Annotated in this window: 13 protein-coding genes; 3 read left to right on the forward strand and 10 right to left on the reverse strand. The window is 51.7% G+C overall.

Translation table 11 applies throughout. The annotated features are described in order from the left end of the window. The first annotated feature begins 105 nt into the window (after positions 1-105). Complete coding sequence (gene argG, locus NDI45_RS10315; RefSeq protein ID WP_348247249.1) at positions 106-1,350, forward strand: argininosuccinate synthase; 1,245 nt, start codon at positions 106-108, stop codon at positions 1,348-1,350. A 210-nt stretch (positions 1,351-1,560) separates the two neighbouring features. On the opposite strand, the gene NDI45_RS10320 is transcribed toward argG, so the two are convergent. The 7 genes from NDI45_RS10320 to NDI45_RS10350 all read right to left on the reverse strand — a co-directional run bounded on the left by NDI45_RS10320 (position 1,561) and on the right by NDI45_RS10350 (position 10,221). Next, positions 1,561-2,196, reverse strand: coding sequence for a VTT domain-containing protein (locus NDI45_RS10320; RefSeq protein WP_190792692.1), 636 nt, complete (start codon positions 2,194-2,196; stop codon positions 1,561-1,563). 124 nt (positions 2,197-2,320) lie between these two features. Further along, positions 2,321-2,977: a hypothetical protein gene (locus NDI45_RS10325; protein WP_348247250.1), complete on the reverse strand. Its 657-nt coding sequence runs from the start codon at positions 2,975-2,977 to the stop codon at positions 2,321-2,323. A 190-nt stretch (positions 2,978-3,167) separates the two neighbouring features. After that, a complete protein-coding gene (locus NDI45_RS10330; RefSeq protein WP_190792680.1) occupies positions 3,168-3,713 on the reverse strand; it encodes an Npun_F5560 family protein in 546 nt (181 codons plus the stop codon). A 30-nt stretch (positions 3,714-3,743) separates the two neighbouring features. Continuing rightward, positions 3,744-4,757 (reverse strand): NAD(P)/FAD-dependent oxidoreductase, encoded by a 1,014-nt coding sequence (locus NDI45_RS10335; RefSeq protein ID WP_348247251.1) that lies wholly within the window; start codon positions 4,755-4,757, stop codon positions 3,744-3,746. 204 nt (positions 4,758-4,961) lie between these two features. Then, positions 4,962-5,615: a Uma2 family endonuclease gene (locus NDI45_RS10340; RefSeq protein WP_348247252.1), complete on the reverse strand. Its 654-nt coding sequence runs from the start codon at positions 5,613-5,615 to the stop codon at positions 4,962-4,964. A gap of 12 nt (positions 5,616-5,627) precedes the next feature. Further along, positions 5,628-7,760 carry a tetratricopeptide repeat protein gene (locus NDI45_RS10345; RefSeq protein ID WP_348247253.1) on the reverse strand — a complete coding sequence of 711 codons (2,133 nt, stop codon included), beginning with the start codon at positions 7,758-7,760 and terminating at the stop codon, positions 5,628-5,630. A 421-nt stretch (positions 7,761-8,181) separates the two neighbouring features. Continuing rightward, a complete protein-coding gene (locus NDI45_RS10350; RefSeq protein ID WP_348247254.1) occupies positions 8,182-10,221 on the reverse strand; it encodes a hypothetical protein in 2,040 nt (679 codons plus the stop codon). 397 nt (positions 10,222-10,618) lie between these two features. Here NDI45_RS10350 and NDI45_RS10355 point away from each other — a divergent pair, with 397 nt between their 5' ends. Further along, positions 10,619-10,762, forward strand: a complete 144-nt coding sequence (locus NDI45_RS10355) for a hypothetical protein (protein ID WP_190792685.1) — start codon at positions 10,619-10,621, stop codon at positions 10,760-10,762. 234 nt (positions 10,763-10,996) lie between these two features. On the opposite strand, the gene NDI45_RS10360 is transcribed toward NDI45_RS10355, so the two are convergent. The 3 genes from NDI45_RS10360 to NDI45_RS10370 form a co-directional block, all read right to left on the reverse strand. Continuing rightward, positions 10,997-12,154: a metallophosphoesterase gene (locus NDI45_RS10360; protein ID WP_348247255.1), complete on the reverse strand. Its 1,158-nt coding sequence runs from the start codon at positions 12,152-12,154 to the stop codon at positions 10,997-10,999. An 87-nt stretch (positions 12,155-12,241) separates the two neighbouring features. Then, positions 12,242-12,457, reverse strand: coding sequence for a hypothetical protein (locus NDI45_RS10365; protein WP_190792687.1), 216 nt, complete (start codon positions 12,455-12,457; stop codon positions 12,242-12,244). 94 nt (positions 12,458-12,551) lie between these two features. Further along, positions 12,552-13,130 carry a GAF domain-containing protein gene (locus NDI45_RS10370; RefSeq protein WP_190792688.1) on the reverse strand — a complete coding sequence of 193 codons (579 nt, stop codon included), beginning with the start codon at positions 13,128-13,130 and terminating at the stop codon, positions 12,552-12,554. A gap of 410 nt (positions 13,131-13,540) precedes the next feature. Here NDI45_RS10370 and NDI45_RS10375 point away from each other — a divergent pair, with 410 nt between their 5' ends. After that, complete coding sequence (locus NDI45_RS10375; RefSeq protein ID WP_348247256.1) at positions 13,541-13,738, forward strand: hypothetical protein; 198 nt, start codon at positions 13,541-13,543, stop codon at positions 13,736-13,738. Positions 13,739-13,859 lie beyond the last annotated feature (121 nt).

Consider the following 13,859-nt stretch of genomic DNA (forward strand, 5'->3'; position numbering starts at 1 on the left):
GGTTGTCCCCGAACAAAATGGGAACCATTCAGCCGATAATATGATGTTTGCCCGATCGGGGTTTTGTTCTCCCGGTCTGGAGGTTGGCTGAGAGAGAAAAACGACATGAAAGCGCAAGACTTACAGGGAAAGACGATCGCCTTTGCAGGATCAGGTGGACTCGATAGCTGCACGATTACACGATGGCTGACGGATCAGGGCGTGAACGTGGTTTGCTTTACGGCCGATCTGGGACAGCCTGACGAAGACAATCCGGCGGATATTGAAAAGCGAATGCTGGCAGCGGGAGCTTCAGAATTTGTGCTGCTGCCTTGCCGGGAGGGAATTGCCGAAGCGGGGCTTCAGGTAATCCAGGCGCAGGCGTGCTACGAGGGACGCTACTGGAATACTACAGGTATCGCTCGCTGTGTGCTGACCGAAGCGATGATTCGCGAAATGAAGCGGCGTGGACTGACGATCTTTAGCCATGGCGCAACCGGACGCGGTAACGATCAGGTGCGGTTCCAGCTGATTACGAATATGTTGGCTCCTGAGTTTGAAGTGTATGCGCCCTGGCGAGACGAATCTTTCCTGGCACGCTTCCCTGGACGCAGCGAAATGATCGATTTCTGTCAGGATAACGGGCTGAGCGTGACTGCTACCAAAGACAAGCCCTATTCCACCGATGCTAACCTGCTGGGACTGACTCACGAATCGGGAATGCTGGAATCGCTCACGACTCCGGCTCAGTTTGTAAAGCCGATTATGGGCTGCTATCCGATCGACGCTCTCGATCAGCCCGAAGAATTCACAGTGCGGTTTGAGGCGGGTCGTCCGGTGTCTATTAACAGCCAATCGGTCAATCTGGTGGAAGCCTTTCTTCGGGCAAATGCGATCGGCGGCAAGCACGGCATCGGCATCGGTACGCACCTGGTGGAAAACCGCTTTGTCGGCATCAAGTCTCGCGGTGTGTACGAAAGCCCTGGCGTTGAGATTCTAGGAACCTGCTATGCCTATCTGTTGCAGCTTGTTCTCGATCGCCGCGCCCGCGAATTTTACGATCAGCTTTCGCTCCTGGTTGCCAAACAGATCTATCAGGGCTACTGGTTCGATCTCGCGACCCAAATGGCCCAACAGGCGATCGAGCGCACCGCTGCTCTGGCAACCGGAACTATCACCGTCTCCCTTTACAAAGGAACGCTCTCTTTCATCGCCGCAACCGACGCGCCCCACTCCCTATACTCCGAAGAAAATGCCTCAATGGAAGGCGTGGGCGACTACAACCACTCCGACTCCGAAGGACTGCTGCGCGTCTTTGGCGTGAGTGCGCGGGTGCTGGCAACGACAGGGCAAGTCAAGCTTGAAGGGTAGATGAGTGGATGGATAGGTGAGTGATAGGTGGATGAGTAAGTAAGTGGGTAGAAGGAGGTAGGTTTGTTCGTTAAGGTGAGCGATCGTTGAATGAACAGAAAGGAACTTCTGTCATTTAGACATCAGCGAGACGCTTACCAGTCATTGCAGTTTGGATAGAGCAATCGTCCTGCTCTCATCCCCTATCTCCTGATCCCCTATCCGCTCACCTCAATCCTGCTGCTCTAGACCTTTGCCAAACTTGCGATGCTCCAGCCAGTAGGAGAGGGCAAACCAGGCAACGACGATCGCCACGACGACAGCGGCAAACTGAGACATCCACTGAACCAGGGTTTCCAGGGCAATTAGCCTTCCGGCAAAGTAGGCGGCGGTAATGGTGACACCTGCCCAGATGCTTGCACCAACGAGGTTGCAGAGAAGAAACTGCGCATAGGGCATTCTTACCGTTCCTGCTAAGGGTCCAGCAAAGATGCGAAGCAGTGCGACAAATCGACCGAAAATTACGGCCTTGGCAGCGTTCTGAGCAAACTGATCGCGGACGCTGATAAGCTGTTCTTCCTTAATGCGGAACAGTCTACCCACACGAGTTACAAGCGACCAGCCGCCGTAATACCCAACCCAGTAGCCAAAGTTGTCGCCCAGGATTGCTCCGCCTAGCGCACTTGCCAGCACCAGCCAAAAATCTAGCTCACCGCTGCCTGCCAGAAAGCCGCCGACGAGAGTAATCGTTTCACCGGGAATAGGAATCCCTGTATTTTCGAGGAGAATGCCGCCGAACACTGCCCAGTAGCCGTATTCGTGAGCGATGTTCTGGATGGTTTCCAGGGGAATCAGTTCCACGGTAATGAGTAACCTTAGAAATAGGACTTTACAAAGATTTGTGACAGCCTTTAATGATTCCCATCTTGACGTAATATCAGCGATCGTGTCAATTCGCGAAGGGCGATTACTCCTACGGGAGAAGTGCTTCTCATCGCCACACCAGATTCCCTGGAATGTGCACATCAAAAATTGGCTGAGACGTTAAGCATTGCCAGTGACAGGCAAAAAGATCCGGGGTTTGAACCTTCAGACTGGCAATCGCCGCTTCTGCCGGAAAGGGATACAGGCGATCGAAGCCAATTTGCCCATCTGTCCAACCAAACTGAAGCAGGTAAACCGACGGCGGCGCGTTCAGTTCCTGCAAAAGGCGATGGGCGAGGCGATAAAGGGGCTGACGGTGCAGATCGGGCAAATGGAGCGGCTGATAGTAGCGAGAATCCTCACGACAGATGGCTTCGGCGTAGAGTGCGCCTTTTGCCGTCAGGACGATCGGCAACCAGAATTCTCCTGTCGCGATCGGAACCAGAAGTGCCCGCTGGACGCGATCGCGCAATCCCTCTACGTCTCGACAGACTTTATAAATTGCCTGACCCTTCCAGGCCAGGGAATCCGGTAGGTTGAGCGTTAGCGGACAGAGCAGATCTGCGGGTTGAAGTGCGATCGGCTGATCGCTACAAACGATCGAAACTGAAGACTCCGTAGAAACGGGAAATTGTTCGATCGCCTGTTCGATCGCAGAAATAGACTGGGCCTGCAAATCATCTTGATCAGCAGGCAGCGGATCGATTATGAGCAGGACATGCACCAATTTCTAAGCTGAGAAACTATCCGTTTATCGTTTGTCTTCTTGTGTACGGCCTGTCTTTTTGTGGGATGGAGGTCTTCGCTCGCTCAGAGCAGCAAATGGTCTATCTTCCGCGCCAAAAGTTCTGATGCCATCCCACAAGAGAGGGGTAATCCACAGAGGTAACCCACAGTTCTGGAGGGAACTGGAATTAGACGTTGCTCAGATCAGGCAGCGTTGCGCCCATCCGAGGGAAGCTCGGCAAATCTAAATGACTCACACGACGACTTCTGACCGCAAGGCGATAGCTGACGCTCTGAAGTTCGGCGTGCAGGCGACGGTTCTCCTGCTGAATCAGCGCGACTTTTTCCTTAATCGGCGCGAGACGCTGCTCAAACTTCTCTTTGTAAATCCGGGGCAGTTCTTCGACCACCTGTTCCAGCATTCGGGCGCGATCGGTCATTTCACGACCGGACTGCCGCAACTGATAAATCTCCGTATCTTTGGCGGAAAGCTGCTCCTGGTAGAACATTGCCTGCTGCTCAAAGCCCTGCACCTGTTCACGAAGGGCGCGGATTTCGGCTTGCTGCCGCTCAGAAACAGCGGGAGTCGGAGTCGTTGCAGCATTCCCTTTTACCAAGCGGAAAAGTTCTTGTGAAAGCTGCTGCACAAGCTGGTCGCGCATCTGGAGTTCATCGCGCAGATGGGCAACTTCCGATTGCAGTTCGGGAATGGTGAGGGTATCAGTTCGTGTCACAGTCTTGCTCCAAATCAGATCGCGTTGTTATTAGGTCGTCTCAACCATGGGGTTTTCCCCAACCAAGTGTTCTTCCCAGCGACGCGGCGGAGCAGCCCTGCGAATGTCCCGCCAGATTGCTGTTGCCGCTAATGTACCATCTGCGACGGCAATTGACACTTGATTGATGCCTTCTTTAAGATCGCCGATCGCAAACAGACGCGGATGGGAGGTGCGGCACATGGAATCTGTTACCAGATTGCTGCCTTTCCACTCCAGGTCGAGTCCCTTGAGGTACTCATTATAGTAATGCGATCCCATTGCGACCAGCCCTGTTTCAAGCGGAATGATCTTCCCGTCTTCTAGCTCAACCCCGGTCATTTCGTGGTCGTGCCCCAAAAGCTGTGTGATTGGCGTTTCAACGAGCGGAAAGCCATGTTCCTTCAGCTTGTGCCGCATCTCGTCGCCCACTTCAAACAAACCGTTGGTAAAGACGGTGATATAAGGCGTAAACCAGTTCAGCACAAATGCGGTATTGATTGCTCCTTCAGTGCCCACGAAGAGACCACACTGCTTATCTGCCATTTCGTAGCCATCGCAGATCAGGCAGACGTGCAGATTATAGCCCGCGAAATCAAAGACATTTTGCATCTTCTCCAGCTTTGGCAAATGATCCATAATGCCGCTCGCGGCGATGACATACTTCGATCGAAACACAGGGTAGATACTGTCTTCCTTGCCCACCCTGACCTTCACGGTAAAGGTTTCGCCTTCGTCGCGCACTTCTTCTACAAAGCCGCGCAGATGGTCTGCCCCCAGCATCAGGGCGTGTTCCTGCCCGTGCTGAATCACATCGCGTCCGGGGGTTTCTGGCGGCAAACCAAGATAGTTTCGCAGTTCTTGCATCCAGAACGATCGCCCTTTGCCCTTCTCGATAATCAGACAGGAGAGGCAATATCGCTGAAGATAGATTGCTGCGGAGAGTCCGCCCATGCCCCCGCCGACGATAATTACGTCGTAGAGATGATCGAGCCGCTGATCTAAATTCTTCTTGGATAGTTTCATTGCTGCTGTTTACCTGCCCGGAGTCCTCTTCTTTCTTTATTATCGCGATTCTAGGAATTTGGGAGGAAGTTTGAGGAATCGTAAAAGCCCTACAACGCCCCCGTTAGCTGAGGCTCACGTCAAAGCCTTTATTTCTTGCTTAGGGACACTTTGAGTGATTGAGAAGCGAGAACTTGGTATAAGGGCGAAGGGCGATCGACCCAATCACTGCGTCAGCAGCCCAAGAAACCATCGGCTCACCGCACCATCGTCTTCGGTCTGGGCACGTTTCAGGGCAGAATCGACCCAATCAATTTCTAATCCGGGTAAAACCTGCGATCGGCGGAGTTGGGTTGCCTTGCTAGGCTCAACGGCAATCACCTGACTTGCATTCACATCCACCACCCAATATTCTCGAATGCCTGCTCGCTGATAAAGTGCCTGTTTGCGGGTGCGATCGTCCTCCAGGGAAGAGGCAGCAATTTCAATCACCAGCGAGGGCGGGTCAAATTCGTTAAGGTTTACCGCAGCGTTCGATCGGGCTGGAAAAGTGATTGTCTGTCCAGGTTCACCAATGTAAAACGCCAGATCCGGCTGGAATTCCCGCAGACCCGATTTTCTAAAAGTTGTGTTGGTAAAGCCCTGCATGGGAAACGATCGCATCGCAGCATACAGATTAATCAGCGTCGAAACGATCGTATTGTCGCGCCCATGCGCCGAACCCAATGGACTCATCTCAATCCTCATCTCACCCTGGTCGTAATAAAACCTGCCGCCCACCAGCGTCGGATCATCTGCAAAGGTCAAAAAGTCTTCCCAGGCAGCCGGAATCCAGGTTTCAGTTGCGATCGTTTGCAGGATGGGGACGGGGTTAACCATTGGGAATTTTCCTTAGTCGATCGCCTCACTCTGATCAGGGTTTTCTTCGATTAGTGCTTTGAAGCGATCGTCCGATCGAATGTTGTCAAAGATTGAGGCTGTTTTAGCTCTCTCTCGATATTTAGGATTGAGTTCGATTGCTCGTTGCAAAGACTCGATTGCATCGTCGGTTTGATATAACAGCAAATAACAACAGGCTTTGTTGTACCAGGCTTCGTGTTTGTCTGGTTTGAATTCGATTGCTTTGTCCCAGGAGTCGATCGCTTGCTCATTGCGTTCTAGATTCGCCAGGGTATAGCCTTGGTTATACCAGGCTTGGTGATAGTCCGGTCTGATTTTAATTGCTTTGTTGTAGGAGTCAATCGCTTCTTCGTAGTGTCCTAGATTACGCAGGGCAAGACCTCGGTTGTACCAGGCTTGGTGAAAGTCTAGCTTGATTTCAATTGCTTTGTTGTAGGAATCGATTGCTTGCTCGTAGCGTTCCAGATTCAACAGGGCAACTCCTCGGTTGTGCCATGCTTCGTGATCGTCCGGTTTGATTTTAATTGCTTTGTCCCAGGAATCGATTGCTTGCTCGTAGCTTCCTAAATTCGCCAAGATATAGCCTTTTCCAGACCAAACAGAAACAAGCTCAGAATTGATCCCTGATAGAACTTCTGGATTTGTGATTGCAGGTATCAGGGCTTGCAGAATCGACAAAAGCCTATTGAAAGCTTCCAGGGCTTGTGGATACCGTTTGAGTTCAAGCATGGCGAAACCAAATTCAGAAAGTGAAGACAGCATCTCTGTTGGATGTTGGTCTGCTAACTTCTCAAGCAGGTGAGACAGGGCTGGAACGTATTCCCCCACCTCCACAAGCTGATTTGCTGCTTCGATTTGTCCGTCGCTGGGGTTGAGAATGTTTTCGGCAGCAATCAGGTAGCGCAATGTGCGGTGAATCTGCCACTGATGCCACCAGACGAAGCGACGCGGTTGTTTCCATCGGTTCGCAATCAGGACAGCCGTTGGTGCAACGGTAAACTCAGCCAGCACAACGTTGACCTGACGCAGCAAACCGATCGCCGCGTAGATGTGGGGAGCATAGGGTTTGTGTTTGACTTCTCGATATCGCTTCTCCCAGCTTCCCTTCAGCGTCGGGGTAAACACCTGGGTTAATGGCTCACCCGATCGCCGTGCGTCTCTCAAATTCAGCACCATGACTCGAAACGTTCGATCGCTCTTTGCAGCTAACTTTTGGTAATCCTGCGAATTCGCTTTAACCGTTTGCGGATCAACCGTGTTTTGCAGCAGTTCAACCAGGGCTATCACATCGGGTTCTGGCAAAGAATACTGAGCAAAGCGATCGCGCCACAGCTTTGGGTACTGGTCTAGCCCCAGCTTGTCTAGCTCGCTTGGTTCGCCTTCCCGCTCACGCGTTGTCTCATTTCGAGCCGTTGCAATCACACGAATTTCTTCAGGACGGCAGCCCTGGTCATAAGCTTCCAGCAGTTCCAGAAGGCGTTCCGGCAAGGGCGACAAACCCAACTGAAGCGCATTGTCTGATTTCTCCTTGCGCCACGCTGCATCCTGATAGAGAGGACGATTCAAATCATCAAACCAGAACAGAATCTGGCGGTCTGTGCCAATTCGATCGATCGGTAGCTGACTCGGCTTTCGGATTGCCTGCCATTCCCAGGACTTCAATTTCAAAATTGCCCAGCCGTGCTGATTGAATCGCGCTGCTAGCTCTGCTGCCTCCCGTGACTTACCAATGCCCGATTTACCTAAAATTAAGATCGATCGCCGCTCCTGAAGCAACCGCTCCATCTCTTTCTGAACGTTTCGATCGGCATCCCGTCGCTGATAGGGAATGTTAAAGTCTGCAAGCGGATCAACAGGATCATCATTACTGCTGCCAATTAGCCGCCGCACCACATCAGGCGATCGAGGCGCAATAATCTCAAACGGAAACGTATCTGATAGTTCAACGGGCTGACGCGATTTGTCCTGGGCAAGTTGCCTTCTCAAAAAGACAATAACGCCAATCAGAGCGGTCAGAATTGCAACAACACTTGCAATCCCAGACAAAGTAGGCTCAGTCGAGGTAATCCACCGCAAGACTTCAGCCAAAAATTTTTGGAGAGGTTCAACCCAGCTTACCGTCATCACCTCCTGCTGCCGCCTGCTATCGCCGCAATGACCAAATTCTAACCGCTTCAGCAGAATCCAAAGCGACTGTTGACGATCGAAGCTTGATTCCTAAGCAGAAATCCCAATGTTTCGAGTAACAGAAGGAATGTATTGCGTGCAAAAGCTAATGTATTGAGTAACAGAAGGAATGTATTGCGTGCAAATGGCAATGTATCGACTTACAAAGCCAATGTATCGACTCACAAAGCTAATGTATCCAGTGCAAGAAGCAATGTATTGACTCACATCGCCAATGTATCCAGTGCCAATGGCGATCGTTCATATCCAGATCAGAAAATGTTGAGTGCCAAAGGCGATTGGTCGAGTTTAGAAGACAAATTATTGGGGTTAGAGGGCGATCGGTCTACCTCAAACCCTCAAAAACTAGCCCCTCCTTTCAAAGTCCCCCATTCGTCGCGACGATCGGCTCTCCCTCTTCGGTAGGGAGAACTGCCGGATCATCATCGATCGCCAGCATAAACTGCACGATCGCGGTTTGGTCTTCGGGTGTGAATCCGGCTTTGCGATCGACCCAGTAGTTATGTCCACTGCCATCGGAGTGAATGTTTTGCAGGGCTTCATTCTTGCGGTTTGCCTGCACTGCTGCCTCACGCAGGTTGCGATCGACCAGCACCCGCAGGCTGGCTTCCGGGTCGGGTTCAATGCGCCGCATCCAGGTTCCTGCCAGTCCCATTTCTTCTGGTTCTACCACCTGATACCAGCCGTCTTCGTTAGGGGCGATCGCTGCCTGGGTTGCAGCCACGCCACCGTCATGCAGATAGGGCGCACTCAAATACAGCCCGATCAGGTGTTGCACTTTGTAGCCGCCTGCCGGATTGTTTTGGGCAAAGGCAAGCTCGCGATCGACTAATGACGCAATCTCGGTTGGCACTTTCAGTACGGGCGGATCGGCAGGTAGGGGAACTCTGAGGCTCGGCGGGTAGGTTTTTGGCTCGGTGAAAATCCCCGGTATTTTTGCCAGCGCTTTAGCGCGAGACGGTTGACCCTTGATTTCAATTTCACCAATCACTTGATGATTATTAAAGTAGCGTCCGCTGTGGCAGCTAATGCAACCCGCCTCGGTAAAGACTTTTGCACCTCGTTGCAGGGTTTCGCTATCTGCATCAGATTCGTGAGGGGGTGGAGCCAGCGTATTTTGATAAGCCGACATTCCGTTGAGCTGCTCACCTACGGGTAGACCCGGCGAGCTTGCCATCAATCCATCGATCGCAAACAGCGAACCTTTCGGAAATCCCGGCATCCGAATCACCTGATTCATCCCCGGTTCGCCTGGAGTCGGGTCAATTTGATCGAAAAATTCAGAGGGCTTTGCTCCTTCCGGCAACCGAAACTTTGGATTCGCGGCATTTTGCAGCATCGAGCCAAGATAGGTTTCTTTATCAATGCCCAGCAGCGGTAAACTGGCTTCGAGAGCCGTAGACGGGTCGGAATTTGTCGCGTGAACATTGTTATTCAGCGTCGTCAGTCCGTGGAACCAGCCGATCGATGAAAAGCCGCTCCAGCCATAGGGATACGCCTCGTGGGTATAAGACGAGGGATTCTGTGCCGGGTTGTTGACGTTATCGGGCGAAGAGTCAAAGTTACCGGGTGCCCAGGAAAGAAAGTCTGCGTCTACGGCATCTTCAAAGGCTTTTGCGTCCACTAGCTTCGCTGTTTTGCCTGCGGCATTGATGTAGGTATGCTCTCCGCCGGGCAGTTTGAGTGGATTCACTCCCGTTTGCCGAAACATTGCCGCTGAGTTGGTCGCAAACGCCAGCAGCAGTCCCGAATCTAGATCGATGTTGGGTGCACCCTCAATCACTAAGCCCGATCGCTGATCAACCGCCGCATGGCAAGCTGCACAAGTAATGCCAACCTGAACTTTGCCTCCTTTTTTATGAATTTCCATTCCAACTGGAATCAGCGACCCTGCCGGAACATCCAGACCTGTATTCAGCACTGTGCCTTTGGGAAAGGCTCTGCCACCCACGGTGTAATCGCGATCGAGCTTGACCTGAAGATTCGTGGTTGCCTTGCCGCCCAGCGCGACGATTGCCCGACTGAGATTCACCAGGTTAATGCCGCCGTCAATTGCCCCCATCACGTCGGTAAAGAAATACTCGTTGCCAAAAGTTTCCGTGTAAAACGCCTTGCGTCCCAGGTCGATCAAATCCTGCGTAACTTCGATCGCGCCATTTTCGCGGCTGAGCTGCTGCTGACCTGCCTCGGTTTGCAAAAGCTGTTCGGCTTCCGGGCGATCGACCACGATTCCCAGCACATCATAAGAGCCAATTCCAGCAGGAGCCAGGGTTGTAATCGGCGTGAGTGTTTTATTCAAACTGGGACCCCTGCGCGGCAGCGATAACTCCACCCCGTATCCCAGCAGTCCGATTAACCCAATGAAAGACAGTAAAACTGCAATTCGACCCAGCCGCATAATAACGATCGCCTGCGTAAAAATAACCCAAACAGTCTAGCGACCGCGTGATCGGTCAACATCTATCAAGTGAAGGGAATTGGGGATGCGCAGCCGTGTGATCCTGGTTCACCAGGTACGTGTAACAAATCACATCGTCATGATTTGCAGACCCCTCTGACATTCGCTTTATGAAGTTCAAGTTAAACCCAGTGGGAATTACGCAAGGGGCTTTCGCATCCCTCAAAACACTGAAAATCCGCTTAAAATCGTCTATGGGGAGGATTCGCAATCCCTATCATTTCCTTTAAGTTTCTGTAACGGTAGATACGGAACTTTTTGACTTCTGCAGAAGGTCATCTAGAATCGTGAGTGACGCGATCGACCCTATTCATCAGTGTTTCTGGAGATAGCCCATATGAAAGCCCATTTAAATTCCTCGCAGTCGTCTTCTCAAGCTGCTACCCCTGCAAACGGCGAATTTGACTTCGATCAGTGGGCAAAGCTTGTGCGCCAGCAGATGATTGCCTCGCTTCGCAAGCGTCAGGCTGAGATTGAGTAGAATTGCACTTTAAGCGATCAAGCTCCTCAAGCAATACAGATCCCCGTAATCTCCCTGCAAAAGGAAACGTTGAGCCGTCAGGACTTCCGGTTGCAAAAGGACTACCTGCAACGATTCGGTTTTCCCTTTCAGGAGGTCGGGGAATCTCAGAGGCTTCTTATACTTACCTTTTCACTGATACTTACCTTTCTACTGGCAAATTTTTGCTGACCAGTTTCTACTGATAAACCTTCTCTAAGACCTTGGCGCATACTGACTCGCCCTTTCCGCCCCAGACAAATCAGCCCACTGCACATCTCGCCTCAGAATCTTTGCAGTTGGGCTATCAATGAGTCGGGGCAGGCGATGCTGATCGACGACCTGCATTGTTTTCGCATCATAAGTCGTGTAGGTAGTCTCAGGCTGATTTAGATTGACGTCGATGACCGTGACCGTCTTGATCATTGGCGAGTTGCCGTTTAACAATTGCCGCGCTCCGCTTCCTAATAACCCGCTGTGAAGCGTTTGCAGCTTGCCCACATAGCCCGGAAAGTAAGCGTGGTTGTGTCCGCTGATATAGGTATGGACGCCATATCTTTCCAGCATTGTTCGCAGGCGATCGGCTCCATCCAGATACTCACCCGGTTGATCGCGCCCGATCGCTACCGCATACAAGGGCAAATGCCCGATCGCAATTCTCAGCTTCGCCGCTTGGGACTGACTCGATGCCAAACTGCGCTCTGCCCAGGTCAGCTGATCGTCAGGAATCTGGGACGTAGAAGCATCCCAAACCAGAAAGAAAATGTCGTTTTGCTGAAAGGAATAGTAGAACGGGTATCTGGCGCGATCGACAAACTGAAGTCCAGGATTGTGGCGCGGATCATTCCAGTATGCTGCTGCCAGATCGCGCTCTTGAGCAAACAAAAAATTTCCGTTCGATCGGGCGCCAGAGGCGTCGTGGTTGCCGATCGTAAAGCCAAAGGGAATGTTTGCTTGCCGCAGGGGTGCGCTGACGTGCTGATCAAACGCATTCCACATCGCCTGAATTTGCGATCGAGTGAGCGAAGCTTTTTGTCCTGCTACCATATCGCCGCCGCACAGCACCAGATCCGGCTGCCAGTCAGGAGCAAGGGCAATCACGCGATCGACTTCTGGCTCATAGTCCGTTGAGCCATATTGACTGTTCAAATCGCTGATCACCACAATTCGAGCATCCCCGCGTGGAGGGGCAAAAATACCCTGCTGGGTCAGGCGACGCACCGCCGTTTCTCCTAAAGTTGGGGAAGCCGTGGGCGGAGCAGAGGGTGTAGGCTCAGGAAGTTGACTGGTCGCCGCCTGCTGAATACAGGCAGAAATTCCGCTAATTCCAGCTAAACCCAGCAGTCGTAACGTGTTTCGACGAGTGAAAGGCATTCCACAACTGTCCTCAGGAGTCAACGCTTTGTTGAGCTACGGGTATTGTAGCTGGACAGTGAGGAATCGTACGGCAAAGCAGTTTGATTACGCAGTCTGACCTGAAAAGACCGGAGCCAGCAGACGGCGAACCGTGGCAACCCTTTTGTAAATGACAGAGGGTAGGCAAATAAACCAGAGCAGGGAACCGACCAGGACAACAATCCAGGAAGAAAGGTCTGAATTTGAGGTGGACTCATCTTTCAGGAATGCGCTAAGCAGCAGACCAAAGGTGAGCGTAGCTCCAATCAGATAAAAGACCATGCTGATTCCTCTGAAAGTACTAGTCCCTAATACGGAGGCTTCTGTAAACTTCCGGTAAATTTTATGACTAAAGATCGATTTTTTTGCGAATTCTTCAGAACTTCTTCACATCGCTACTGTTAATCGCCTGTGGAGCAGCAGCTTTCACAGATTCTACCACGATCGGAATAAGCATTTCGACAACTCGATCGATTGTCTCGCGATCGGCTTTGCTCCACATTCTGGGATGCCCAAACACCGCAGGCTGTAAAATGCCCCAAAGCTGCTGATTCTGACAAACGTGGGCGTGAACCAAGGCACGATGCCCAAGATACTGCCGCTCAAAGTCGCGGTTCAGGCGATCGGGGCTTGCCGTCTCAATATCCTCGATAAAAATACTGGGCTGAGTTGCCAGTGCCGCTGCAAACATCGGATCGTCCTTTTCCCATTCATCTTCGGGCTGCCAGCCATCAGTACTGGTATCCGGCAGGTTCGGATCGCGCCGCCAGCAAATCACCCGATGAATGCGCGTATCGGGATTGCGAAGCAGCAAAAAGCAGCGATCGACGTTTAGCACCTCGCACAAAGCAGGCAACAGGGCAACAAAAACTGCTTCTGGCTCCGGTTCTGCAAATGCCCGCAGAATTGCATTTGGGAGGGTTTGAGCATCATTCGTTTGCGGATCATTTGACATAGAAATTCCTTACAGGGTCGCCTGCACATCATATTCAGACGGGCTAAGGATTCCTACGGTGGTAGGGATGAGTTTTGATTTTGCAAAGAATTGACCCAAAGTCAAAAGGTGAGGGGATGGCTCAAAAATGCTGCTTTTCACGAACTGCCCCCTGACAGGATGATTCTGGGGGAAACTTCGCTTGCTTTAGGGAATTCAAAGGCCCCCAAGGCTGCGGGATTTAAGGGGTAAGGCCGCACTTTCTGATCCTTTTCAAACCTCTTCTTAAAACGGTTAGTTTAAAAAAATGTTGAAATTAATGAAACTCCTTCACAAGGCGTATCAATTGCTATAGCAATCCGGGAAGCCTGACATAGAATAAAGCTACCGTGCATACTCACGGGCAAAGCTCAGCCTGTGGAGGAAGTCCTATGCTAGTCATCCTCATGGAAAATCAGCTCGTTTCGCCCCAGCAGGTTTGTCCGACTTGCTTGATGGCAGATCAGGGCGGACAACCACGCTGGCAGCAGGGAAAGCTCCGATGTGGTCGGGCAGTTGGTAAACAAGAGCAGGGACAGCCCAATCAATACGAATGCCAGATGGGATTTCGGATTGCTGATATTCACTAGCGGCTTAATGATCTGCCTGTCAAAGTAGAAGGCCGCCCCAACCCAGGAGTGAGAGCGTCGCCAGGGGAATTACGCTATTCTATGCTTATCAAATGTTGCATAGAACCCCCCATCCTGGGAA

Source organism: Leptolyngbya sp. GB1-A1 (genome assembly GCF_039962475.1).
GTDB lineage: Bacteria > Cyanobacteriota > Cyanobacteriia > Elainellales > Elainellaceae > Leptolyngbya_A.

Bases quoted from the DNA above. Each gene is read 5' to 3' on its own strand.
- NDI45_RS10335 (WP_348247251.1), bottom strand. From the start codon at position 4,757: ATGAAACTATCCAAGAAGAATTTAGATCAGCGGCTCGATCATCTCTAC.
- NDI45_RS10370 (WP_190792688.1), bottom strand. From the start codon at position 13,130: ATGTCAAATGATCCGCAAACGAATGATGCTCAAACCCTCCCAAATGCA.
- NDI45_RS10355 (WP_190792685.1), top strand. From the start codon at position 10,619: ATGAAAGCCCATTTAAATTCCTCGCAGTCGTCTTCTCAAGCTGCTACC.
- NDI45_RS10360 (WP_348247255.1), bottom strand. From the start codon at position 12,154: ATGCCTTTCACTCGTCGAAACACGTTACGACTGCTGGGTTTAGCTGGA.
- NDI45_RS10350 (WP_348247254.1), bottom strand. From the start codon at position 10,221: ATGCGGCTGGGTCGAATTGCAGTTTTACTGTCTTTCATTGGGTTAATC.
- argG (WP_348247249.1), top strand. From the start codon at position 106: ATGAAAGCGCAAGACTTACAGGGAAAGACGATCGCCTTTGCAGGATCA.
- NDI45_RS10340 (WP_348247252.1), bottom strand. From the start codon at position 5,615: ATGGTTAACCCCGTCCCCATCCTGCAAACGATCGCAACTGAAACCTGG.
- NDI45_RS10375 (WP_348247256.1), top strand. From the start codon at position 13,541: ATGCTAGTCATCCTCATGGAAAATCAGCTCGTTTCGCCCCAGCAGGTT.
- NDI45_RS10365 (WP_190792687.1), bottom strand. From the start codon at position 12,457: ATGGTCTTTTATCTGATTGGAGCTACGCTCACCTTTGGTCTGCTGCTT.
- NDI45_RS10345 (WP_348247253.1), bottom strand. From the start codon at position 7,760: ATGACGGTAAGCTGGGTTGAACCTCTCCAAAAATTTTTGGCTGAAGTC.